Below are 23,896 nucleotides of genomic sequence, written 5' to 3'. Positions count from 1 at the left end.
AGAAAATATATGTATAGAGGATTATATGGGTAACATTTATTGCATCATGGGCAAGAGCTCATCAGGAAAAGACACTATTTTCAAGCTTTTGCTAGATAGGACAGATATTGATTTAAAGACAATTGTTTCATACACCACTAGACCAATCAGAAGTCATGAGAAGCCAGGTGAGGAATACAATTTCGTTAGCATAGAGGAAAAGGATAGACTTGTAGCAGAGGGTAAGGTCATTGAGCTTAGGGAATACAATACAGTTCATGGCCCATGGTTTTATTTTACAGTAGATGACGGAAGTCTAGATCTTGAGCACCATGATTACCTTATAATCGGGACAGTTGAGAGCTTCGTGAAAATCCGTGATTACTACGGAGAAGACAAGGTTTTGCCGATATATATAGAAGTAGATGATGGCATTCGCCTAACTAGAGCTCTTGAGAGAGAGAAGATGCAGGAGAATCCTAAGTACGAGGAAATGTGCCGCAGATTTCTTGCAGACCAGCAGGATTTCTCAGAAGAAAATATTAGAAATGCCAGAATCACTAATGTCTTCAATAACAACAAAGACAGCAAGGAAACATGTGATAAGATAGCAGCATTTATTAATGGCAGGTGAGCTTATGGATATTCGAGTAAATGAAGTAAGTCAGGTGCAGCAGCCGGAGGCTACGCAAGCAAAGGCTCCAGTAGATGACACTTTTAAATTTACACTTGCAGCAGCAGTTGATGATGCAGAGTTGCAGGAAAAGCTGACAAATTTACTTAATGATATAACCACACAGGGAAAGCTTTTGTCTGAGCATATGGATATCAGAGATATGAAGAGATATCGTGGATTGGTAAAGGATTTTCTCAATGAAGTGGTTAACCGTTCACACAAGTTTTCCCGCGAGAACTTTTTGGATAGACGTGGACGACACAGAGTTTATGGAATGATTAAGCTTGTGGATGAGAGAATGGATGAGCTTGCAACAGCATTAGTTCAGGACGAGCGAGACCATATTGATATATTAAATAAGGTTGATGAGATTAGAGGATTGCTTTTAGATATCATCACCTAAATTTGGGAGATAATTAATGAGCTTTGCAGAGATTATAGGTCAGGAGGATGCAAAAGACCTTCTTAAAAATGCGATAAAAACAGGAAAGCATAGTCATGCCTATATTTTCAGCGGAGAAAAGGGCTCTGGAAAAATGATGTTGGCTGAAGCTTTTGCCATGATGCTTCAGTGTGAGAATCCAGCAGATGATGCCTGTGGAGAGTGCCATGCATGCAAACAGACAGCCAGCCACAATAATCCAGATGTCATTTACATTTCTAGGGACTACGATAGTAAGACTAAGAAATTCAAAAAGAATATTAGCGTTGACCAGATTAGAGAAAAGCTAGTCAACGATGTTGATATTAAGCCATATAGTAGCAAATACAAAATCTATATTATCGATGAAGCAGAAAAGATGAACCCACAGGCTCAAAATGCAATGCTTAAGACCATTGAAGAGCCACCTGAATATGCGGTAATCATTCTGCTTACAGCAAATCATAATGCGTTCTTGCAGACAATTCTTTCCAGATGCGTTTTGATTCAAATGAAACCTGTGCATATTGACAGTATCAAAAATCTCTTGCAGACAAAGTACGATGCTGTGGACTATCAGTCTGAGATGGTAGCATCTTTTGCTCAGGGAAATATAGGCAAGGCAATAGCTTTGACAACGGATGCAAGCTTCAATGAAGCCAAGGATATGGTGGTTTCATTATGTAAAAAAGCAGGTAAAATGGATGCACTTCAAGTATCCAACGAAGTAAAATCAATCAAAGAAGCCAACGACCAGGAGAAAAAAAGCAACGAAGCAGAAAATGAAAAATTTCAGGGTTTTGTAGAGCAAATGCTAGATTTAATAACCCTTTGGTATAGAGATGTGCTATTATATAAAGCGACATTGAATGATAACATCCTTCTTTTCAAAGAGGATTTATTTGATATTCACGATCAGGCTCAGAGTTGTTCCTACGAGGGACTTAACAACATAATTGATGCTATATCAGAGACTAGAGCCAGACTTAATGCTAATGTCAATTTCGAATTGACAATTACGCTTCTCATAAATGCAATGAAGGAGAATACTAGATGATAAAAGTAATCGGCGTACGCTTTAGAGGCGGCGGAAAAGTATATTATTTCGATCCAGCTGGGGTGGAGCTCAAGCGAGAGGATCAGGTAATCGTTGAAACAGTTCGTGGTGTTGAAATCGGAACAGTTTTGTTAGTAGACAAGGAGATTTCAGATGATGAAGTCCCAGGCCCTATCAAAAAGATTATGAGAAAGGCCACAGAGGACGACGTTAAAAAGGCAGCCAAGAATCTTGAAAAAGAAAAAGAGGCTATGAAGATTTGCGAGGAGAAAATCGCTAAGCGCGAGCTTGATATGAAGCTAGTTGGCGCAGAATATACATTTGACAATAATAAGCTTATTTTCTATTTCACAGCAGACGGTCGTATCGATTTTAGAGAGCTTGTTAAGGATTTGGCAGCAGTATTCCATACTAGAATCGAGCTTAGACAGATTGGTGTAAGAGATGAGACAAAGCTTATGGGCGGAATCGGTATTTGCGGTAGAGAGCTTTGCTGCAAGAGTTGGCTTGGAGATTTTGTTCCAGTATCTATTAAGATGGCTAAGGAGCAGAACCTTTCACTTAACCCTACCAAGATTTCTGGACTTTGTGGACGCTTGATGTGCTGCCTCAAGAATGAGCAGGAGACATACGAGTATTTAAATAGCAGACTTCCAGGAATTAACGACACTGTTACTACACCAGAGGGATACAAGGGAACAGTTCAGTCTGTTAATGTACTTCGACAGACAGTTAGAGTTCTTTTCGAAGAGGGCGACCTTAAGGAAGTTAAGGATTATCCTACAACAGACCTTAAGTTTAAGCCTCGCAAGAAAAAGGTACAGGTATCTAAGGAGGAGGCAAAGGAGCTTGCCGACTTGGAGGATAAGGATTAATGGAAAATCTTGTGCGTTCAGATGAGCGAATAGATGATCTACAAATAAATGGATATAAAATAATTCAGCATCCTGACAAATTTTGTTTTGGCATGGATGCTGTCTTGCTATCATCTTTTGCCAAAGTAAGAGAAGGGGAAAAGGCGCTAGACTTAGGCACTGGAACAGGGATTTTACCAATCCTTCTTGAGGCAAAGACAGAGGGTGTGCATTTTATCGGATTAGAGATTCAGCATGAGAGTGCTGAGATGGCAAATAGATCAGTTCTTCTAAATGGACTGCAGGATAAGATAGAAATAATAGAGGGTGATATCAAGGAAGCCTCAGCTATTTTTGGAAAAGGAAAAATAGATGTGGTTACCAGCAACCCACCATATATGACTAATCATCACGGACTAAAGAATCCAAATGACGCAAAAGCAATTGCAAGGCACGAGCTTTTATGTTCCCTTGATGATGTGGTAAGAGAGACCGCTGCAGTGCTTAAACCAAGAGGAAGATGCTATTTTGTTCATAGACCAAAGCGTTTGGTAGAAATATTTGAGGCTATGAGAAAATACAGGATTGAGCCAAAGCGCATGCGTCTTGTGTATCCTTACGTAGATAAGGAACCAAATATGGTATTAGTTGAGGGTGTCAGAGGTGGCGGAGCACAGCTTACTGTTGAAGCACCACTTATTGTGTATGAGAATCCTGGTGAATACACAAGAGAAATATATGAGATTTACGGTATGAACTAGACTTTGGTCCAAAATACAGGAGATAATATGTCAGGAACATTATATTTAGTTGCAACCCCTATAGGAAACCTAGAGGATATGACCTTTAGAGCGGTTCGAATTCTAAAGGAAGTAGATTTGATTGCAGCAGAAGATACGAGAAATTCAATAAAGTTGCTTAATCATTTTGAAATAGATACACCTATGACTAGCTATCATGAGTTTAATAAGGTGGATAAGGCAATTACTCTTATTGAAAAGCTAAAAGAGGGTAAGAACATTGCAGTTGTCACAGATGCAGGTACTCCTGGTATTTCAGATCCTGGTGAGGAGCTGGTAGCTATGTGCTATGAGGCAGGCATAGAGGTAACTTCAGTACCAGGTCCAGCTGCTTGTATTACAGCAGTGACAATGTCCGGACAGGCCTGTAGACGCTTTGCATTTGAGGCATTTTTACCAAAAGACAAAAAAGAACGTCGTAGAGTCTTAGAAGAGACAAAAAATGAAACTAGAACGATTATTATATACGAGGCACCACATCATTTGATTGGCACCTTAAAGGAACTGGCAGGAGTTCTTGGAGAAGACAGAGGAATTACTCTCTGTAGAGAGCTTACGAAAAAGCACGAAGAAAAAGAGAAGACAACAATTGGCGGAGCGCTTTTATCATATGAGACAAAGGAGCCTAGAGGAGAATATGTTCTCGTCATTGCAGGCAAGTCCAAAGAAGAAGCTATTCAGGAGGCGCGAGCCCAATTTGAAGATATGACCATAGAAGAGCATATGGATCTGTATTTGGCTCAGGGTATGGATAAAAAAGAGGCAATGAAGGCGGTGGCAAAGGATCGAGGGGTTAGCAAGCGAGATATTTACAACGCCCTTTTATAGGAGGAGAAGATGAGTCATTTGGTTGCTTTATTTACAAGTAAATATTTTTTAGCCCCAACAATTGGATGGGCGGTTGCGCAGCTTCTGAAGATGATTATTGATACATTCAGAAGTGGGTTTAGCAAGGAGCGCTTCAAAAGCAATACAGGAATGCCTAGTTCCCATGGAGCGATAGTTTCTGCGCTTATTATTATCACAGGATTATTAAAGGGTACAGGCTCTTTTGAATTTGCTGTAGTTTTATTCTTTGGGTCAATAGTGCTTTTCGATGCTACAGGAGTTAGATTTGAGACTCAGCGTCAGGGTAAGGCCCTTAACAATCTCAACGATGAGAGACTTGAAGAAGGCAAGCAGCCTCTTGATATAATCCGTTTTAAGGAAAAGCTTGGACATAACATGATAGAGATTATTGTGGGATGTTTGATTGGAATAGTTAGTGCAATAGTGGTTTACCATTTGCCAATATAATTACAATTAAAGAGAGGGGGAAATTTGGTGGATAACATCGAAAAGCTAAAAGAGATAATTGATGCTTCAAATAGCATAGTATTCTTTGGCGGCGCAGGGGTTAGTACAGAGAGCGGTATTCCAGATTTTCGAAGTAAAGATGGCTTATACAATCAGCATGATGTTCGATTTGACATGTATCAGCCTGAGTATTTACTGAGTCACAGTTGTCTTATAAATGAGCCAAAGGTTTACTTTGAGTTTCATAGACAAAAGATGGATACCAGAAAAATCGAGCCTAACAATGCCCATAAATATCTAGCTAAGCTAGAGGAACAGGGCAAGCTAATAGGCGTGGTTACACAAAATATTGATGGTCTTCATCAGAAGGCCGGCAGCAAGAAAGTTTTTGAGATTCACGGAAGTGCACTTAGAAACTACTGCATGAAGTGCGGCACCACTTATCCTGTGGATTACATTTTCGATTCAGAGGATGAAATACCTAGATGTGACTACTGCGGAGGAGTTGTCAGAGCAGACATCACCCTGTATGAAGAGGGGCTTCCAGAGGACCAGGTAGAGGGCGCCATTAGAGCAATAAGCTCTGCAGATACCATGATAATAGGTGGAACTTCTCTGACCGTTTATCCAGCAGCATCATTTGTAAATTATTTTAAAGGGAAAAATTTAGTAATCATAAATCGTGACCCTTTGAATATTCGAGTTGGAGAAAATGTGCTGGTAATTCAGGAAAAAATCGGCCAGGTATTTACGAATCTAGCAAAGTTACAAGGAATAGAACTATAAAAATAAGAGAAAATAGGAAAAAGCCTTGAAAAACGCATAAGTTCATGCTATTATCTTAATTCGTGGTATAAAACATTTATATCCTTGCTAGGCTATATGACGTAGCTTGGCCAATAGACCAAAAGGAGGTAGAAAGCATGAACAAGTATGAATTAGCACTCGTTGTTAATGCGAAGATCGAAGACGATGCAAGAACTGCCACAGTTGAAAAGGCAAAGGAGTACATCACTCGCTTTGGTGGACAGATTTCTGACGTCGATGATTGGGGCAAGAAGAGACTTGCTTACGAGATTCAGAAGATGAATGAGGGTTACTACTACTTCATCCACTTTGATGCTGAGGCAGGCGTACCTGCACAGATCGAAGAGAATATTCGCATCATGGACAACGTACTTCGATTCTTATGCGTTAGAGCTGACGAGGCTTAATAGTATAAGACAAGGAGATTAATTATTATGAATAAAGTAATTCTTATGGGACGTCTCACAAGAGACCCAGAAGTTCGTTATGGTGGAGCAAACAACAGCGCTGTTGCAAGATTCTCTCTTGCAGTTGATCGTAGATTTAAGAGAGATGGCGATGAGCAGACAGCAGATTTTATTAACTGCGTTGCTTTCGGTAAGACAGCAGAGTTCCTTGAGAAATATGCTCGCAAGGGCACAAAGTTCGTTGTAGAGGGTCGTATTCAGACAGGCTCTTACACAAACAAGGACGGCCAGAAGGTTTACACTACCGATGTAGTCTGTGAGAATGTTGAGTTCGCAGAGAGCAAGAATTCTCAGAGCGGCGGAAGCAGCTTTGACGGTGGCGCAGGTTTCGCACCTAGCTCAGATGCAGGCGACGGCTTCATGAATATCCCTGATGGAATTGACGAGGAATTACCGTTCAATTAGGAAGGAGCCAAGCTCCGACCGGATTTCAATAGGAGGTTAAATCATGGCTTTTAATAAGACAGGTGATGGTCAGCAGAGAAGAAGACCAATGCATAGAAGAAAGAAAGTCTGTGTTTTCTGTGGTAAGGATAACGTAATCGACTACAAGGATACAGCAAAGCTTAAGAAGTACATTTCTGAGCGTGGAAAGATTCTTCCACGTCGTATCACAGGTACATGTGCTAAGCACCAGAGAGCTCTTACAGTAGCTATCAAGCGTGCTCGTCACGTTGCACTTATGCCATACGTACAGGATTAATTCTTGATATGATTATAAAGCACTTTCTAGGGAAACCTAGAGAGTGCTTTTTTTGTTTAGGAATAACACTTGGACATAATTTCGATGATTTTCTCATCAGTATCTTTCATACCGTAGTGGCCTAGGTAAGAGACATTGTTGATGGTGTTTTCCACACCTTTACTAACGATTCCATCACCATCAAGGAATTCATTGCCTTCTTCGTACATTTCAAAGCCCATAATACCAGCTTCTACAGCCATGGCAATCTTAGCTGCACAGCTTGCTTTGGCACCATCGCAGACTATACCGCTGGTAATAGCTAGAGCATTAACGATGGTGTGGCGAATCACAGTGACATCCTTGGTCAAAAGATAAGCAATTCCAGCACCGGCGCCAGCACCAGCGCTGACTGCACCGCAGTACGCTGAGAGACGTCCTATCCCATATTTGAGATGGAGAGTAACTAGGTTCGAAACTAAGAGAGAACGGTAGAGGTTCTCATCACTTTTTTCATAATGTTTAGCATAAGCAATTACAGGAAGGGAAGCGGTGAGACCCTGATTACCACTGCCAGAATTGATTACTACTGGCAGATTGCATCCGTTCATCCTAGCGTCGGAGCCAGCCGCTGCAAGTGCTTTAGCTTTGGTGCGAACACAGCCATCCTGTTTCATAAGGAGTCGTCCTATGGATGCTCCATAGTGACCATGAAGACCTTCCACGGCTATTGCCTTATTATAAGTAATCTGAGTATCAAGTAGATTTTTGACATCATCTAGGTCGCAAGTGGAGGCAAAATCAACTATGTCATCAACTGTTAAGAGGGTGTAATCCACAGAAGAATCAACCGAAGAATCAGTGGAGGATGTAATAGAAATCGGGGCATCATCGTAGGATAATTCAATGATATTAGTATGCTCATCCTGGATATGAACGAAGGAAGTGTGTTCAGACTTATATGCAGTGACTTCGATATCAAGCACATGGCAGGTGGAGAGAGGATATACCTCAATATCTATCTGAGTCATAAGTTCTCTTAGGGAAGTAGCCTCCTCATCAGTGACAGAAGATATTACTTCCAGACCCTTTGAGGCATCGCCGTAAAGAGCGCCTACTAATACTGCGGACTCTAAACCTTTCATGCCAAGAGTATTTGGAACGATAACACTCTTAACATTTTTGATAATATTTCCACTGACTTTCAAAATAATTTTTTCGGGTTTTACTTTTAGTAGTTCAGTTGCTTTGGCTGCTGCGAAGGCTATAGCAATGGGCTCTGTACAGCCCATGGCAGGCACTAATTCTCTATCAAGTATTTCCATATAAGATGAGTATTTAAAATCTGATTTTTCCATTATTCAGCCTCCAAAAATAAAATTTGTCATTGACTATAAACAAAAAATAAATTAAAATCAAGCACAACTTACAAAGAGGTAGGGATCTATTTGATCTCTGCCTCTTTTTTTATTTTGAGAGGAGATAACAGTATGAAAAGAAGCTTAGGATTATTACTTGCAACATCATTAATTGCCACATCATTGATTGGATGCGGAGAGTCATCAAGTAGTGAGAGCGCACAGACAGCAGGTAACGGGGATGTAATTAAAATTGGTGTGTTTGAGCCTAAGACAGGTGAAAATGGATCAGGCGGAGCTCAGGAAGAACTTGGTATTGAATTTGCTCACTCAGTGAGACCTACAGTAACAGTTGGTGGAAAAGAGTACACTATTGAGCTGGATTGGCAGGATAACCAGTCAGACAAAACTGTTGCAGCTACTGCGGCACAGAAGCTTATTTCTGATGGATGTGTGGGTGTTATTGGAGGATATGGTTCAGGTACATGTATCGCAGCAGGTTCTTATTTCTCAGATGCTATGATTCCGGCAATCGGAACAAGCTGTACAAACACTAATGTAACACTTGGAAATGATTATTATTTCAGAGTATGCTACCTAGATCCTTTCCAGGGCACAGTAATGGCTGACTGGGCTATAGACCAGGGTTATACAGAGATTGCCACAATCGACAATATTGGTAATGAGTACACATCAGGTCTAGTACAGACATTCAAGGATGAGTACGAAGCTAAAGGCGGTACAATCGTAACAGCCGAGACATTCCAAACTAACGAGTCAGACTTCAAGGCTATTCTTACAAATATTAAGAATTCAGGTGTTAAGGCCGTATTTGCTCCTACAGATTATGTATATGCTCCACTTCTTTTGAATCAGGCAGCAGACCTAGGGCTTGAAGTACAGTGGATTGCAGGTGACACATGGAATAACCCAGTATTAACGGAGGATGCAGGTGATAACGCAGAGGGGGTAGTTCTTGATTGCTTCTATGCAGAGGGCGGTAATGAAGAATTCGATGCAGCATTCAAGGAGTGGATTAACAGTGAATCAAAATACTTAGAGGCAAACCTTGGCACAGACAATATCATTGGTAATCAGGCAATGTGTTATGACGCATACATGGTAATGTGTGATGCAATCGAAAGTGCTAACTCATTAGATGGTACAGCAATTAGAGATGCCCTTGCTAGTATTACAGTTGAGGATGGTGTAATTGGCGGAACGGTAGTATTCGATGAGAATGGTGATGCCAAGAAGAACACAACCTATGTCCTAGAGGTTAAGGATAAAGCCTTTACCTTTGTTGAGGAAGTAACTCACGGGGAATAAATAAAAGTCAGCGGAATGAGAAATCATTTCGCTGATAAATTTAGAAAAGAAGGTAACATATATGACAATATCATATTTCTTTCAACAATTATTAAATGGCTTGTCATTAGGTGGAGCGTATGCTCTGATTGCTATTGGTTACACAATGGTATATGGAATTTTAAGAATGATTAACTTCGCTCACGGCGATGTGTTTATGATGGCAGGTTATTTTGCAATTTATTCCATGGCAGCATTTCCATGGCAATTATCACTTCCAATTGTAATTATAGGCACAATAGTTCTTGGTGTGGTAATCGAAAGAATAGCATATAAACCACTGAGAACAGCTCCTAGAATGTCAGTTATGATTTCAGCAATTGGTGTATCCTATTTTTTGGAGAATCTCGCAAATTATCTATTTACAGCAATGCCTCAAAGCTATCCACAGATTGATATATTAAAGCAAATACATACATTTGGGGATATTACAGTATCAAGAGTAACAATTATTGCACCAATAATCACAATAGTTCTTACCTTTTTACTAATGACACTTGTGAATCATACTAAGCTAGGCATGGCTATGAGAGCTTGTTCAAAGGATCAGGATACAGCGCGTATTATGGGAATCAAAGTGGATAGAGTAATTACCATGACCTTCGTAATAGGATGCGGACTGGCAGCAATTGGCTCAATCCTATATTTCACAGATAGAAATACAGTTCAGCCATATTCTGGATCACTTCCAGGACTTAAGTGTTTTGTTGCAGCAGTACTTGGTGGAATAGGTTCAATTCCAGGCGCCATGGTGGGAGGCTTTATCGTAGGGATATGCCAGATTGCAATAACAGCTGCAGGCTATTCTGTATTCTCAGATGCCTTCACTTTTGTACTACTTATATTCATATTGATTATTCGTCCTACAGGAATTTTCGGCGAAAAAGCAACTGATAAAGTGTGAGGTACTGTTATGCAAAAAATAAAATTAACTAACAAAACAATATTTAATATAGCTTGTGTTGCAATAGTAGTTATACTGCTTGGTTATTTACAGGCTACTGAGATTGAGAATTCATATGCAATCACAATCATTGAACGCAGTTGTATATATGCGGTTGCAGCAGTATCTATGAACTTGATGATTGGATTCACAGGACAATTCTCCCTTGGAACAGCAGGATTCATGTGTTTAGGGGCTTATATTACAGGAATCTTCACAATGCCAATAGAAATTCGAGATCAGGTGTATTACCTATATGGAATGGTATCATTCATACATAATATTCAGGTGCCTCTTGTGGTAGCCCTTCTAATATCTGGAGTAATTGGCGCCATCATTGCATTTTTAATAGGTTGGCCAGTACTTCGTTTAAAAAGTGACTATCTAGCTATAGCTACTTTAGGTTTCTCAGAAATTGTACGAGCAGTTTTAGGCTGGGATGGACTAGGCAAGATCACTAATGCTTCGTATGGTCTCAGTAACATACCAGCCTTTTCAAGTATTTTCCAAGCAGTGATTATCTGTGGTGTGTGTATTGCATTGATGCTTTTAATGATTAATTCATCATATGGTAGAGCATTCAAAGCAGTCAGAGACGACGATATTGCAGCAGAAGCTATGGGAATCAACTTATTTAAGACAAAGCAGTTAGCATTTGTAGTATCTAGCTTCTTTGCTACAGTAGCTGGCGGACTCATGGCAGTATTCTTAAGGTCTGCAGCCACATCTACTTTTACAGTAGCTCTTACTTACAATATCCTCCTTATGGTAGTCATCGGAGGAATCGGATCAGTAAGTGGCTCGGTATTAGGTGCATTCCTTATTACAGCAGGCCAGGAGTGGCTTAGATTCCTAGATAAGGAATACTACATTGGTTCATTTAAGGTTCCGTTTACAAGAACAGGATTTAGAATGGTAATCTTTTCAGTCTTACTGATGCTATTTGTTCTTTTCTGGAATAAGGGAATTATGGGTTCAAAGGAATTCAGTTTCGATTGGTTCAAGAATATATATATAAGTATCAAAAGAAGAATAAGGAGGAAAAATAATGCCTAATAAAGAAAGTGTCCTCCGAGTTGAGCATGTAACAATGCAGTTTGGTGGTGTAGTTGCAGTAAATGATCTGTCACTTGAGGTGAATAAGGGTGAAATCATCGCTCTTATTGGACCTAATGGTGCAGGCAAGACAACAGCATTTAACTGTATCACAGGAGTGTACGAACCAACTAATGGAGAAGTATATTTTAACAATAAGATATTAGTTAGAAACCATCCTCAGGGTAAGATGAAGCGCATGTACCTAGGTGAGGATGAGGGAGAGTATTTTGGAACTATAGTAGCACCTACACCAGATGTAATCACTAAGAAAGGGATTGCCAGAACCTTTCAGAACATTCGTCTCTTTTCTTCCCAGACAGTAATGGATAATGTACTGGTGGCTAAACACATGAGAGCTAAGCAGAATCCCTTCACGGCCACATTTCGGCTGAACCATAGCGAAGAAAGCAGAATGCGTAAGGAGGCAGTGGAACTTTTAAAGGAGTTGGATTTATATCAGTACAAGGATGATATAGCAGGATCTCTACCATATGGAATCCAAAGGAAGCTTGAGATAGCAAGAGCATTGGCAACAGAGCCTAAGCTATTGCTATTAGATGAGCCCGCTGCAGGCATGAACCCACAGGAGACTATGGAGCTGACAGAGTACATTAGAGAAATCAGAGATAAGTATGACCTTACAATATTTATGATAGAGCACCATATGGACCTTGTAATGGAGATATCAGATAGAATATATGTGCTTGATTTCGGTAAGACGATCGCGAGTGGATTACCAGAGGAAATAGCCACTAATCAAACTGTAATAGAAGCATATCTGGGGGTGACTGAAGATGTTGGAGATTAGAGATTTAAGCGTAAGTTACGGTGGAATCAGGGCAGTAAGAAGCATATCCTTCGATGTAAATGATGGAGAGATATGTACGTTAATTGGCTCTAATGGAGCAGGTAAAAGTACTACATTAAAGTCAATCATCGGTCTGGTTAAGCCTGAGTCAGGCTCAATTAAGATAGATGGCAAGGAAATCATGGGTCAGCAGACCAATGAGATAGTAACAGAAGGAATTACGCTGGTTCCTGAGGGACGTCATGTGTTCCCTGATATGAGTGTATTAGAGAATCTTAAGATAGGCGCATATATGAGAACAGATAGCCTAACTGATGATATCGATTATGTGTATGACTTGTTTCCTAGGCTTAAGGAGAGATCATGGCAACCGGCAGGTACATTGTCAGGTGGTGAGCAGCAGATGCTTGCAGTAGGTAGAGCTCTTATGAGCAAGCCTAAGATAATTATGATGGACGAACCTTCCTTAGGTCTTGCGCCAATTATTGTACAGGGAATATTCGACATTATTAAAGAGATTAACAAGCAGGGAGTTACGGTACTTCTTATTGAGCAGAATGCAAATATGGCACTTAAGATAGCCCACAGCGCATATGTTATGGAGACTGGAGCTATCACACTAAGAGGAACGGGTGAGGAATTAGCTAAAAATGACGAGATAAAGGCAGCATACTTAGGAGCAAAGATTAAGCATTAATTTTTGGATGAAAGAAATTGAGATAATTTAATAGAAAACGGTTGCACTTATGCCATACGTACAGGATTAATTCTTGAATTTAAAAGACACTATTTAGAGTAATCTAAATAGTGTCTTTTGTCATATAATGGTTCATTATTATCGTTCTAATGGTATTTAATGTTTTATAAAATATTTAAAGGACAACCATATGAGCCAATATAAGATATGTGAGATAGTGTTATGCAAATAGATATTAATATGCTAAGTATTCCACATCATCGTAATAACTAGCCCAGTTGTTTTTGATTTCATCTTTATATACAAGTCTAAAACCTTCATAAGTGAAGTTTGGTGTAGTAGCACAAGATACGAAAGTGAAGCCTTCATTAGAAAGATTTTCCGCACCAAAGATAACACCTTTAGGGATAACGACCATTGCGCGTTGACCTTTTTCTACCTCATTTCCGAGGAAGATTTCTTCTTTTCCATTTGGGCCAAGAATAGTAACTTTCATACCACAGCCCTCGTGATAGTACCAAATCTCATCGCAGTCTATCTGATGAAAATGTGAGATTTCGTCTTTATCTAACAAGAAGTAAATACTGCCAGCAAGTGGACGACCCTCTATTTCAAATGGTGCGGTATAAACTTCTGCAAACCAACCACCTTCCGGATGCTGCTGTAAGTTATATTGTTGTTTTAATATGTCTGATCTCGAATTCATGTCGTTATTCTCCTCAAATAAATATGTATAAAATTATAACACAGATTTTTGTACCATTCTAAGCAGGTCGGCTTGAGCTCCCAGAACACTAGCGTTATTCCATTTCCGTTACCAAATGTTATGGAAGGTTAGTGCTCTTTCTAAAAAAGGACAGGCAAAGCCTGTCCTTTGTAGGATATTATAGATTACCAATTAACATTAACGCCATTCCATAACTGAAGTGAAATAGAATTCAATTGGGAAGTAGTATTATTCTGATATAAGTGATTATTGTACAAATTGTATGCTTCACCAAGAGATGAGGCCATTTTATTTATAAGACAATTTTTTATAAAATTAGCAGCGGAAGAACAACGATAATCTGGAGCTAGTACAAAGCTTTCTGGTGTAGCGTTGTTAGCAGCATAGTCGGCAAGATTTTTGTAAAGAGTGTTTAATTTACGGCCCATAATATATGAATTTATATATCTTCCAAAAAGACCATATATACTTGCAATAAAAGCAGCTGGCATAATAAACATAGGATGTTCTTCCGGTCCACCCATCAATGTGACGAAGGGGAGAAGTGGCATATTTAAAAGAACAAAAACTATGCTGAAACGAATGCATCCCCATATAAATGATATAGGAGCGGTTAAAGTAAGCGTTCTTTTTCGCTCAAGGCGAGATATTTTGTCAATCTGTTGTTGAATATTTTCGTAATACGGCATTGATTGATTAATTTTACGTATTACATCTGCAATATCTTCTGATTCAGAAGGGGTATTATCATTAAATTGAGCAGGCTCGATTGATTCATTTCTTTTTTCATTTACAAAAGAAATAGGAGTGCCGCATTTACTGCAAAAACTACTCCCTTCAGGCAACAATTGTCCACATTTTACGCAAAACATATATTTCTCCTTTCAAGTAAAAAAATGAGTCGATTAATTATATATATATATATTAAGTCAATGGGGAAAATATAACTTTTATCGCAAAGTGAGCAAGAATTAAAGAATATAATTGTCACCTATTAGATAACTAATGGTTGACATTCGACGTCTGTTTTCATACACTCAGTAGGGACTGGCTTTTAGAGCCAAATACTTACTGGAGTGTAACTAATCATGACAAAATCTATTTTATCTGTAAAAAATCAGGTTCTTTGCGCCTTGTTTGCAGCGCTAGTTGCTATAGGTGCGTTCATTCAAATCCCGGTACCTTATATGGATTATTTCACATTGCAGTTTTTCTTTGTATTGATGGCTGGTATTTTGCTTGGAGGAAAACTGGGGGCAATCTCTGTTGGATGCTATGTGCTTCTTGGACTAGTGGGGCTTCCAATATTTGCAGCAGGCGGTGGAATAGGCTATGTGTTCCGTCCTAGCTTTGGATATCTCATAGGTTTTATAGTGGCTGCATTTGTCACAGGGTTTATTAGTAGAAAAATGAGTGTAAGCTTCCTTCACTATTTTCTGGCTTGTCTGGGAGGCTTTGCTGTAACTTATGGAATTGGAATCGTATATAAATATTTGATGTTGAAATATTACTTGAATACTCCTGAGACACTTGGAGTTATTCTTTTATCTTGTTTTCCACTAGATATGCCAGGAGACCTTGTGCTCTGCGGCTTAGCATCATTTGTGGGAACAAGATTAACAGCTATTCGCATCATGGAGTAGGCATAAATAATGTAAAAGGAGAATAAGATGGGCAATTTAATTCAAGAGTTAAAAGAAAAGGTACTGGCAGGAAACGAGATTACAAAAGAGGAGGCTTTGGCACTTTACAATCTGCCAGAGGAGGATTTAAAAGAGCTTTGCCAGGCTGCGGATGAGTTGAGAGAGCATTTTTGTAATAATGCATTTGATATGTGCACTATTATTAATGGAAAAAGTGGGCGTTGTTCAGAAAACTGTAAGTTCTGCTCACAGTCAGCTCATTATAAAACCTGCTCTGAGCAGTATCCACTTCTAGAGAAGGAGGAAATAGTAAAGCAGGCAAAATACAATGCAGATCGTGGTGTTTTAAGATATTCTATTGTGACATCTGGAAGAGCTCTTACAGATGCTGAAGTAGACAAAGTCTGTGAGGCAGTAAGAGAGATAAAAAGAACAATTGATATAGAAATCTGTGGTTCATTTGGACTATTAAACACTGAACAATATAAGAGATTAAGAGAGGCTGGAATTACTAGAATTCATAATAATCTTGAAACTTCTGCAAGCTATTTTTCAAAAGTGTGCACCACACATACCCATGAGGACAAGTTGCAGGCTATTAGAAATGCAAGGGAAGCCGGAATGAGCATTTGCAGTGGCGGAATTATGGGACTTGGAGAGAGCGTAGAGGACAGAATCGACATGGCCCTAGAGCTTAGAAGCCTTAATGTAAAGAGCGTGCCAGTTAATATGCTTAATCCTATTCCTGGAACTCCATTTGAAAAAAATGAAAAGCTTACTATAGATGATATGTGCCGTATAGTTGCGGTATATCGATTTATTTTACCAGATGCATCCATTAGATTAGCTGGAGGAAGAGGACTGTTGCCAGGACATGGTAGAGAATGCTTTAAGTCAGGCGCCAATGCAGTAATCTCTGGTGATATGCTTACCACGGCAGGCTATACAATTGAGTCAGATATGAATATGATTCACGAGCTGGGATATAAGGAAGAGCTTTGGGAAAAATAGAATGGGCGTAGGTGAATGCAAATGACGAAATTACTAGAACTTGCAAAATGTAAAAAGGGTGTATTTATCACTGGAACAGGCACGGATATAGGAAAGACATATGTGACGGCCCTTTTAGCTAAGTATTATAGGGAACAGGGCATAGATGTAGCATATTATAAAGCTGCGATTTCAGGTGCAGATACAATTCCTGAAAGTGATGCGGGATATGTAAAAAAGATAGCAGGCCTAGAGCAGTCTGATGAGTCGATGGTTTCATATCTGTTTAGTGAGGCTGTATCTCCCCATTTAGCTGCAAAAATAAATAATCGTCCTATAGAATTAGATAAAATAGTTGGAGATTATCAAGTTGTAAGAGATAGTCATCAGTTTACAGTTGTAGAGGGAAGCGGAGGAATCGTGTGTCCTATCCGATATGATGAATCAAAAAAGATACTGCTACCAGACGTTGTAAAAGAACTGGGATTATCGGTAATTATAGTGGCTGATGCAGGTCTTGGAACCATTCACAATGTGGTAACCACAGCAGCTTATATTAAAACCCTAGGTATTGAAATAGAGGGAGTACTTCTTAACAATTACATAGGAGACTTGATGCAAAAAGACAATTACTACATGATTGAAGAGCTTACTGGACTTAAAGTAATAGGGACAGTAGCTCCAAATGGAGAGAACATAATATTTTAACAATTAAAGCTCACATTTGTGGGCTTTATTTATTTTGAGAAAAACAGTAAAATATCCCTTAATATACAGTTTATGATACATGAGGAGGGAAGGCTTTGAAGGAGCAGGCTAGAGAAATTATAGGTAAAGACGGGCAGAAATATACTATGAAATCAATAAATGCAGCTAATGCAGAACAATTCCTAGATTTCATGTATCAAGTATCTGATGATACCCATTTTATGACTCGGTATGGAGATGAAGTGGGACAAAGTGAAAAAGATATAAAGGAAGAAGAAAAGAGACTACAGAGCCTTTATGACGATTCGAGGCAGACTATGACTTCTATATTTGATAATGAAAAAATCGTTGGAAACATTGCTGTTAGATGCATCGGTAAAGGTCGAAAAACAAAGCATCGGTGTGAGATAGGACTTGGTGTTAGAAAAGAATATCACGGAGCTGGTCTTGGAACTATTTTAATGGAGCATGCAATTGATTTTGCAAAAAACGCAGGGTATACATGCATGGAATTAGAAGTGCTAGAGGATAACACGAAAGCTCTTGGCTTATATAAGAAAATGGGATTTGTAGAATCAGGAAAATTGCCTTGTGGATTTAAGCTTGATGATGGCACAAGCATAGGTGAGATTTCAATGTATAAATTGTTGTAGTAAAATAGGCAGGTGGCACTGCAGGCATGTCTAGATTTTCTTTTAGAAGAAGAAATAGACATTACCTTTGCAGTCCTAGATCAAAGAATAATGGAAGTAGGCCAGCAGGAACTACAAAAGCTTAGGCAAGAGGAAAAATATAAGGCTATTTCCTGCTAAGAATAAAGCTCAGCAAACTTCGCGCTATGTCGGTGGTAGTAACGAATCTCCGCCTCATGACACAGCTTTAGCTGTTCATCTAATCTGACAGTAAACATACCTAGCTCTATCTGAATATCTCGCAGGGTATCAGATAGGGCTTTTTTATATTTAGTATGTTTAAGTAGGTCAATCCATTTATCCAAGTCGTTGTCGTAGGCGAAAATAAGAACATCATAATAAGAGATGCCCTTGTTGGCCATAATATAATCATTTATCTCAAGTTCTGTTTTTGTAGGCTTTGAAGTTTTCATAACTTATAACTCCTTTCTTTAAAAACTTGTAACATTATAGACCAAAACGTAACATATTTGCAACATTTAAACTGTTTAGATTAGAAAAAGCGCGAAAAATGGGGAGTTACTAGACTTTTTTAAAATGGTAAAATATACCTAGTGCTTTAAATAAAGGAGCATAACGGTTAAAATTTTTATGATATTGAAAATCATATTTTAAGGATAATTATGAATAGTAGAAAACAGGTAGCAGTTGGTCTTTGTGTAGCAGTTTGTTTTGTAGGCTGTGGTAGCAAACCCAACATAGCTAAAGAAGAAAAAATAGAGGCAAAAGCCCAAGTGGCAGATGCGACTAGTGTTGAAGAAATACAGGACAATGGGGAATATGACTTCACCCTATGTTTTGCTGGAGATATTAATTTTGACGAAAATTGGGTCACAACCCAGTATTTGAATACCTGTGAAAATGGTATAGAAGACTGTATAGCGCCTGAGTTGATAAGTACTATGCAGCAGGCAGATATAATGTGGATAAATAATGAGTTTACCTACAGTGACCGTGGAAATCCGCTTGATGGTAAGGCTTACACATTTAGAGCCAATCCAGATAGGGTGGAGAATCTTAAGGAGCTGGGAGTAGATATAGTTGGCCTTGCTAATAATCATGTTTATGACTATGGAAAGGATGCGTTGCTAGATACATTTACCACATTGGAGCAGGAGGGAATCCCTTATGTAGGAGCAGGCCATAATTTGGCTGAGGCTAGCCAACCGGTATATATGGAGGTTGAAGGGAAAACAATTGCTTTTGTAGCAGCCTCTAGGGCGGAAAAAAATAGAATGACACCCCAGGCAACAGAAACCGAGCCAGGTATCTTAAGATGCTATGACACTGAGCTTTTTGATAAGGAGATCGAAGAAGCAGACGCAAATGCGGATATAGTTGTGGCATTACCACATTGGGGTACAGAGTATTCTACAGAATTAGAGAAAGTACAGGTGCAGACTGCCCATGAATATATTGATGCAGGAGCAGATGTAATTATAGGCGCCCATACTCACTGTTTGCAGGGATTTGAGTATTATGAGGGAGTGCCTATTGTATATAGCTTAGGTAATTACTGGTTTAACGAGAAGACACTAGATACAATGCTTGTGACACTTCATTGCTACGGAGACAATGATGAGGATCATATGGAAGTGCTTATTACACCAGCATTGCAGGCAAATTGTACTACCACATATGTGGCAGATAGCAAGGACCAAAGAGCATTATATGACAGGCTTGAAGATATATCTGTAAATGTAGAGATAAGTAATGATGGAAAAGTTGAGGTATCAGAATAAGGGGAAATAATGAAGACAGTTAGGGTAGTTGCAGCAGTAATAAAAGCAAAAAATGAAAAAGGCCAGCCCATGATATTTGCCACCCAAAGAGGTTATGGAGATTACAAAGATGGTTGGGAATTTCCAGGTGGGAAAATAGAAGCAGGAGAGACTCCAAAAGAAGCGCTTAAAAGAGAGATAAAAGAAGAGCTTGATACTATAGTTCAAGTAGGAGATTTAATAGATACAATCGAGTATGATTATCCAACATTTCATTTATCCATGGACTGTTTTTGGAGCGAAATTGTAGAGGGTGATTTGGTTTTAAAGGAACATGAGGCCGCTAGATGGCTTACAAAAGAAACCATAGATGATGTGGATTGGCTGCCAGCGGATATAACCCTTATAGAAAAGTTAAAACAACAGATTTAGCATATAAATACAACTTTAAATCGAATCAAGAGGAGAATATTATGACAGAATTACAGACCGGAAGACCTGCAGATTTGACCGGAAGACTAGAACGAGAGGTGCGAGTTTACGATTATTTAGATGAGCTTCAGATTGAATATGAAAGAGTGGATCATGAGCCAGCCACAACAATGGAGGCATGTGAGGAAGTAGATAAAAAGCTTGGCACCCTAATGTGTAAAAACCTGTTTTTATGCAACAGACAAAAGACCAATTTTTATCTGCTTTTAATGCCAGGTGATAAAAAGTTTAAAACAAAAGAATTGTCCCAGCAGATAAATTCAGCCAGATTATCATTTGCAGATGCGGAAGATATGTTAAAATACTTGGATATAGAGCCTGGTGCGGTCAGTGTCATGGGTTTAATGAATGACAAGGACGGTGCAGTAAAGCTTTTAATTGATGAGGATGTCATAAAAGGTGATTATATTGGTTGTCACCCATGTGTATGCACAAGCAGCCTTAAGATAAAGACAAATTTCATATTGGAGAAATTTTTACCAGCAGTATCCCATGATTATGAGGTAGTTAAGCTAGTAGGCGAGGATTAATTCCTTAGAAATAAGCCTTGCACAATAATTATAAAAGTTGTAAAGTATGAAAAAGACAAGGGCGTCTGCACTATGAGCAGGCGCCTTTTTGCTTTATAGGAGGCAAAATTGAGACCGATAATAGGACTGATACCTTTATATGACGATGAAAGAGAAAGCTTTTGGATGTTGCCAGGGTATATGAAGGCAATAGAAAAAGCAGGAGGACTGCCAATAGTGCTACCTCTGACAGAAGATGAAGAAGAATTATCAGAAGCATATAGCTTGTGTACAGGCATTCTCTTTACAGGAGGCCATGACGTATCGCCAGATGTATATGGCGAAAAAGCAAAAGCTACTTGCGGAAAGCCTTGCAAATCAAGAGATTTTATGGAAAGCTTTATATTGGACCGATGTTTGGTGGACGATAAGCCTTTTTTGGGTATATGCAGAGGGCTTCAATTTATAAATGCATATCTTGGTGGTAGTCTTTACCAGGATTTACCTACAGAATATAATTGCAGGGTAGAACACCATATGAGTCCTCCTTATAATAGGCCAGCCCATAAAGTTCAGGTGCTAGAAGGCACTAGGTTGGCAAAAATAATAGGAAGTGGCATTCACGAGGTTAACAGTTATCACCATCAGGCTATAAAAACATTGTCGCCAAAGGTGGAGAAGATGGCTGAATCTGAGGATGGATTAGTTGAGGCAATAGCTGTGAAGAATCACAGATTTGCAATAGGAGTGCAGTGGCACCCAGAGTTTTCCTATGAGAATAATGAGGAAAGCATGAATTTAATTAAGGCATTTATTAAAGAATGTATATAAAGGAAGGAGATTAATTATGAAGAAAAGAGTTCTAGCAGTTTTAATGGCTGTTGCTACTATGGCAACAATGGTAGGATGTGGCGACACAGCATCAGAGCAGAAGCCAGAGGCATCAGAGGGTTCAGGTGAAAAAGTATGGGTAATCGCTACAGATACAGCTTTTAAGCCATTTGAGTACACAGATGATAATGGCGATTTTGTTGGTATTGATATGGAAATCTTAGACGCAGTTGCTAAGGACCAGGGATTTGAGTACAAGGTTGATGTACTTGGCTGGGATGCAGCTATTGCAGCATGTCAGGCTGGTCAGGCAGATGGAATGATCGCTGGTGCATCTATCACAGAGGAGCGTAAGGCATCTGGTTGGATTTTCTCTGATGGATATTATGATGCTAACCAGAGTATGGCAGTAGAGGCATCATCAGATATCGATGGTTTTGATGATTTAGCAGGAAAGTCAGTTGCAGTTAAGACAGCTAGTATGAGTGCAACATATGCTGAAGAATTAGCATCAGAATACGGATTTACAGTTACATATTTTGAGGATTCTCCAACAATGTATCAGGCAGTAGTTGGTGGACAGGTTGCAGCAGTATTTGATGATACACCAATCATGGCTTCTAACATCAAGGAGACAGGCATTGCTATGAAGATTGTAGATGGAACAGGTAATGATCCAGCACAGTACGGATTTGCAATTTTCAATGCTGACAATCAGGAGCTTGTAGATATGTTCAATGCAGGTCTTAAGAATATCAAGGCTAACGGAACATACGATGAGATTATTAGCAAGTACCTTGGAGAATAAGAAACTAATGTGGGCAGCTTAAACTGCCCACTGATTATTGAGGATAATATATGATTAAAATTATAACAGTATATGGACCTATGCTATGTGGCGCTCTAGGAAGAACGCTTCTTTTGGCATTATTGGGATTATTTTTTGCCTGCATTATAGGCTTGTTTTTCGGTATTTTAGGTGTGCTTAAAAATAGAGCATGCAATGTTATTTCGCAAATATTCGTAGATGTAATTCGTGGTGTGCCAATGATTGTATTGGCATTTTTTGTCTATTTTGGAATCCCTTATTTATTTAACACAATGGTAGGTGGATTCAATATAAGCTTGTCAGCTCTTCAGGCTGGTACTATCTGTTTGGCTCTCAACTGCGGTGCCTACATGGCAGAGATTGTCAGAGCAGGTATTCAGTCCGTTGATCCAGGACAGATGGAGGCAGCTCGCTCACTTGGTCTTACATACGGTATGGCCATGAGAAAGGTAGTGCTTCCTCAGGCAATACGTACTATGATTCCTACATTTATTAATCAGTTTATTATTACATTAAAGGATACCTCTATCCTTTCAGTAATTGGATTCCCTGAATTAGTAAATACAGCGAAAAATGTTCAGGCTAATACATTTATGTCATTCCAGACATGGGCTGTTGTAGGAATTATGTATTTGATTGTTATCACTATCCTTTCACGTAGTGCAAAGATGGTTGAGAGGAGGTTAAGCATTGGTAGATAAGAGTACAGTTAAAATCAAAGTAGAACATTTAAATAAAAAATTTGGAAGCCTTGAAGTATTAAAGGACATTTCAACAGAAGTGTATGGTGGCGAGGTAGTATGCGTAATCGGACCATCAGGCTCAGGAAAGTCCACATTCCTAAGATGTCTTAACAGACTTGAGAAGGCAAGTGCAGGATTAATAGTAGTAGACGGCGAAGAGATTTTAAGCAAGCAGGTAAATATTAATCATGTGAGAGAAAAGATTGGAATGGTTTTCCAGCATTTTAATCTTTTTAACAACCTTAACATCATCGATAATCTTACATTGGCTCCTGTAGAATTAGGAAAATGCTCAAAGGAAGAGGCTACAGAACGAGCAAAAAAGATGCTTGAGCGAGTAGGCCTTGAGGATAAGGCAAATAGCTTTCCTAGCCAGCTTTCAGGTGGGCAGAAGCAACGTGTAGCCATTGCTAGAGCTCTTTGCATGGAGCCAGACATTATGCTTTTCGATGAGCCAACAAGTGCACTTGATCCAGAAATGGTAGGAGAAGTTCTTCAGGTTATGAAGTCACTTGCAGCAGATGGTATGACAATGGTGATTGTCACACACGAAATGGGATTTGCAAGAGAAGTGGCAGATAGGGTTATTTTCATGGATGGAGGATACATTGTGGAAGAGGGAACTCCACAGGAAGTATTGCTCAATCCTAAGGAAGAAAGAACAATAGATTTCTTAAACAAAGTATTATAGTGGGGGCTA

General features: G+C 39.2%; 32 protein-coding genes. 28 read left to right on the top strand and 4 right to left on the bottom strand.

The window, feature by feature from the left end; all coding sequences use genetic code 11:
* Positions 1-25 precede the first annotated feature (25 nt).
* From F0Q01_RS09115 to rpsR, 11 genes are all read left to right on the top strand, one after another.
* A complete protein-coding gene (locus tag F0Q01_RS09115) occupies positions 26-613 on the top strand; it encodes a guanylate kinase (RefSeq protein ID WP_090488308.1) in 588 nt (195 codons plus the stop codon).
* A 4-nt stretch (positions 614-617) separates the two neighbouring features.
* Positions 618-1,058, top strand: coding sequence for a YaaR family protein (locus tag F0Q01_RS09110; protein WP_090488416.1), 441 nt, complete (start codon positions 618-620; stop codon positions 1,056-1,058).
* Positions 1,059-1,074: 16 nt separating this feature from the next.
* Positions 1,075-2,133 carry a DNA polymerase III subunit delta' gene (gene holB / locus F0Q01_RS09105; protein ID WP_090488306.1) on the top strand — a complete coding sequence of 353 codons (1,059 nt, stop codon included), beginning with the start codon at positions 1,075-1,077 and terminating at the stop codon, positions 2,131-2,133.
* Positions 2,130-3,008: a PSP1 domain-containing protein gene (locus F0Q01_RS09100; protein WP_090153224.1), complete on the top strand. Its 879-nt coding sequence runs from the start codon at positions 2,130-2,132 to the stop codon at positions 3,006-3,008. Before holB ends, F0Q01_RS09100 begins: the two co-directional genes overlap by 4 nt.
* Positions 3,008-3,748, top strand: coding sequence for a tRNA1(Val) (adenine(37)-N6)-methyltransferase (locus tag F0Q01_RS09095; protein WP_090488304.1), 741 nt, complete (start codon positions 3,008-3,010; stop codon positions 3,746-3,748). The genes F0Q01_RS09100 and F0Q01_RS09095 overlap by 1 nt, the downstream gene beginning before the upstream one ends.
* A gap of 27 nt (positions 3,749-3,775) precedes the next feature.
* Complete coding sequence (gene rsmI / locus F0Q01_RS09090) at positions 3,776-4,615, top strand: 16S rRNA (cytidine(1402)-2'-O)-methyltransferase (protein ID WP_090488302.1); 840 nt, start codon at positions 3,776-3,778, stop codon at positions 4,613-4,615.
* Positions 4,616-4,624: 9 nt separating this feature from the next.
* Positions 4,625-5,083 (top strand): divergent PAP2 family protein, encoded by a 459-nt coding sequence (locus tag F0Q01_RS09085; RefSeq protein WP_090488300.1) that lies wholly within the window; start codon positions 4,625-4,627, stop codon positions 5,081-5,083.
* A gap of 27 nt (positions 5,084-5,110) precedes the next feature.
* Entirely contained in the window at positions 5,111-5,869 is a 759-nt protein-coding gene (locus F0Q01_RS09080) for an NAD-dependent protein deacylase (protein WP_090488298.1), read from the top strand.
* Positions 5,870-6,006: 137 nt separating this feature from the next.
* A complete protein-coding gene (rpsF, locus tag F0Q01_RS09075; RefSeq protein WP_028247183.1) occupies positions 6,007-6,297 on the top strand; it encodes a 30S ribosomal protein S6 in 291 nt (96 codons plus the stop codon).
* Between the two features lie 27 nt (positions 6,298-6,324).
* The gene (locus F0Q01_RS09070) at positions 6,325-6,762 is read left to right on the top strand and encodes a single-stranded DNA-binding protein (protein WP_090153211.1); all 438 of its coding nucleotides are present in this window, start codon (positions 6,325-6,327) and stop codon (positions 6,760-6,762) included.
* Between the two features lie 43 nt (positions 6,763-6,805).
* Positions 6,806-7,060, top strand: a complete 255-nt coding sequence (gene rpsR / locus F0Q01_RS09065) for a 30S ribosomal protein S18 (protein ID WP_028234190.1) — start codon at positions 6,806-6,808, stop codon at positions 7,058-7,060.
* 56 nt (positions 7,061-7,116) lie between these two features.
* Here the strand turns inward: rpsR and F0Q01_RS09060 are convergent, their stop codons facing one another.
* Complete coding sequence (locus F0Q01_RS09060) at positions 7,117-8,397, bottom strand: serine dehydratase subunit alpha family protein (protein WP_090488297.1); 1,281 nt, start codon at positions 8,395-8,397, stop codon at positions 7,117-7,119.
* Between the two features lie 132 nt (positions 8,398-8,529).
* Here F0Q01_RS09060 and F0Q01_RS09055 point away from each other — a divergent pair, with 132 nt between their 5' ends.
* From F0Q01_RS09055 to F0Q01_RS09035, 5 genes are all read left to right on the top strand, one after another.
* A complete protein-coding gene (locus F0Q01_RS09055; RefSeq protein WP_090488295.1) occupies positions 8,530-9,726 on the top strand; it encodes an ABC transporter substrate-binding protein in 1,197 nt (398 codons plus the stop codon).
* Between the two features lie 61 nt (positions 9,727-9,787).
* Positions 9,788-10,669, top strand: a complete 882-nt coding sequence (locus F0Q01_RS09050; protein WP_090488293.1) for a branched-chain amino acid ABC transporter permease — start codon at positions 9,788-9,790, stop codon at positions 10,667-10,669.
* A gap of 9 nt (positions 10,670-10,678) precedes the next feature.
* The gene (locus tag F0Q01_RS09045) at positions 10,679-11,764 is read left to right on the top strand and encodes a branched-chain amino acid ABC transporter permease (protein ID WP_090488291.1); all 1,086 of its coding nucleotides are present in this window, start codon (positions 10,679-10,681) and stop codon (positions 11,762-11,764) included.
* Positions 11,757-12,614 (top strand): ABC transporter ATP-binding protein, encoded by an 858-nt coding sequence (locus tag F0Q01_RS09040; protein WP_090488289.1) that lies wholly within the window; start codon positions 11,757-11,759, stop codon positions 12,612-12,614. The genes F0Q01_RS09045 and F0Q01_RS09040 overlap by 8 nt, the downstream gene beginning before the upstream one ends.
* Positions 12,601-13,311: an ABC transporter ATP-binding protein gene (locus F0Q01_RS09035; RefSeq protein WP_090488287.1), complete on the top strand. Its 711-nt coding sequence runs from the start codon at positions 12,601-12,603 to the stop codon at positions 13,309-13,311. Before F0Q01_RS09040 ends, F0Q01_RS09035 begins: the two co-directional genes overlap by 14 nt.
* 235 nt (positions 13,312-13,546) lie before the next feature.
* On the opposite strand, the gene F0Q01_RS09030 is transcribed toward F0Q01_RS09035, so the two are convergent.
* Both F0Q01_RS09030 and F0Q01_RS09025 read right to left on the bottom strand, forming a co-directional pair.
* Entirely contained in the window at positions 13,547-14,017 is a 471-nt protein-coding gene (locus F0Q01_RS09030) for a cupin domain-containing protein (RefSeq protein WP_090488284.1), read from the bottom strand.
* A gap of 185 nt (positions 14,018-14,202) precedes the next feature.
* Positions 14,203-14,910 (bottom strand): zinc ribbon domain-containing protein, encoded by a 708-nt coding sequence (locus F0Q01_RS09025; protein ID WP_090488282.1) that lies wholly within the window; start codon positions 14,908-14,910, stop codon positions 14,203-14,205.
* Positions 14,911-15,126: 216 nt separating this feature from the next.
* Here F0Q01_RS09025 and F0Q01_RS09020 point away from each other — a divergent pair, with 216 nt between their 5' ends.
* The 5 genes from F0Q01_RS09020 to F0Q01_RS09000 all read left to right on the top strand — a co-directional run bounded on the left by F0Q01_RS09020 (position 15,127) and on the right by F0Q01_RS09000 (position 18,191).
* The gene (locus F0Q01_RS09020; RefSeq protein WP_090488280.1) at positions 15,127-15,681 is read left to right on the top strand and encodes a biotin transporter BioY; all 555 of its coding nucleotides are present in this window, start codon (positions 15,127-15,129) and stop codon (positions 15,679-15,681) included.
* Between the two features lie 27 nt (positions 15,682-15,708).
* Positions 15,709-16,692, top strand: coding sequence for a biotin synthase BioB (bioB, locus tag F0Q01_RS09015; RefSeq protein ID WP_090488278.1), 984 nt, complete (start codon positions 15,709-15,711; stop codon positions 16,690-16,692).
* A 21-nt stretch (positions 16,693-16,713) separates the two neighbouring features.
* Entirely contained in the window at positions 16,714-17,379 is a 666-nt protein-coding gene (bioD, locus tag F0Q01_RS09010; RefSeq protein WP_090488276.1) for a dethiobiotin synthase, read from the top strand.
* A gap of 95 nt (positions 17,380-17,474) precedes the next feature.
* Positions 17,475-18,032, top strand: a complete 558-nt coding sequence (locus tag F0Q01_RS09005; protein WP_090488275.1) for a GNAT family N-acetyltransferase — start codon at positions 17,475-17,477, stop codon at positions 18,030-18,032.
* 12 nt (positions 18,033-18,044) lie between these two features.
* Complete coding sequence (locus F0Q01_RS09000; RefSeq protein ID WP_163927209.1) at positions 18,045-18,191, top strand: hypothetical protein; 147 nt, start codon at positions 18,045-18,047, stop codon at positions 18,189-18,191.
* On the opposite strand, the gene F0Q01_RS08995 is transcribed toward F0Q01_RS09000, so the two are convergent.
* On the bottom strand, positions 18,188-18,484 hold the full coding sequence (locus tag F0Q01_RS08995) for a hypothetical protein (protein WP_090153197.1): 297 nt from the start codon (positions 18,482-18,484) through the stop codon (positions 18,188-18,190). The two genes, F0Q01_RS09000 and F0Q01_RS08995, sit on opposite strands and share 4 nt — an antisense overlap.
* A 210-nt stretch (positions 18,485-18,694) precedes the next feature.
* Between F0Q01_RS08995 and F0Q01_RS08990 the strand changes: the two genes are divergently transcribed.
* From F0Q01_RS08990 to F0Q01_RS08960, 7 genes are all read left to right on the top strand, one after another.
* Positions 18,695-19,813 (top strand): CapA family protein, encoded by a 1,119-nt coding sequence (locus F0Q01_RS08990; protein ID WP_090488273.1) that lies wholly within the window; start codon positions 18,695-18,697, stop codon positions 19,811-19,813.
* Between the two features lie 9 nt (positions 19,814-19,822).
* Positions 19,823-20,224, top strand: a complete 402-nt coding sequence (locus F0Q01_RS08985; protein ID WP_090153190.1) for a (deoxy)nucleoside triphosphate pyrophosphohydrolase — start codon at positions 19,823-19,825, stop codon at positions 20,222-20,224.
* A 41-nt stretch (positions 20,225-20,265) separates the two neighbouring features.
* Positions 20,266-20,814 (top strand): prolyl-tRNA synthetase associated domain-containing protein, encoded by a 549-nt coding sequence (locus F0Q01_RS08980; RefSeq protein ID WP_090488271.1) that lies wholly within the window; start codon positions 20,266-20,268, stop codon positions 20,812-20,814.
* Positions 20,815-20,922: 108 nt separating this feature from the next.
* Positions 20,923-21,624, top strand: a complete 702-nt coding sequence (locus F0Q01_RS08975) for a gamma-glutamyl-gamma-aminobutyrate hydrolase family protein (protein ID WP_242941855.1) — start codon at positions 20,923-20,925, stop codon at positions 21,622-21,624.
* Positions 21,625-21,640: 16 nt separating this feature from the next.
* A complete protein-coding gene (locus tag F0Q01_RS08970) occupies positions 21,641-22,432 on the top strand; it encodes a transporter substrate-binding domain-containing protein (RefSeq protein ID WP_090153185.1) in 792 nt (263 codons plus the stop codon).
* A 50-nt stretch (positions 22,433-22,482) separates the two neighbouring features.
* A complete protein-coding gene (locus F0Q01_RS08965; protein ID WP_090153182.1) occupies positions 22,483-23,154 on the top strand; it encodes an amino acid ABC transporter permease in 672 nt (223 codons plus the stop codon).
* Positions 23,144-23,887: an amino acid ABC transporter ATP-binding protein gene (locus F0Q01_RS08960; protein WP_090153179.1), complete on the top strand. Its 744-nt coding sequence runs from the start codon at positions 23,144-23,146 to the stop codon at positions 23,885-23,887. The genes F0Q01_RS08965 and F0Q01_RS08960 overlap by 11 nt, the downstream gene beginning before the upstream one ends.
* Positions 23,888-23,896 lie beyond the last annotated feature (9 nt).

This window comes from Pseudobutyrivibrio xylanivorans (assembly GCF_010906925.1).
GTDB lineage: Bacteria > Bacillota > Clostridia > Lachnospirales > Lachnospiraceae > Pseudobutyrivibrio.
The sequence above is the reverse complement of the archived record's forward strand: the minus strand, read 5'-3'. Positions and strand labels throughout refer to the sequence as shown.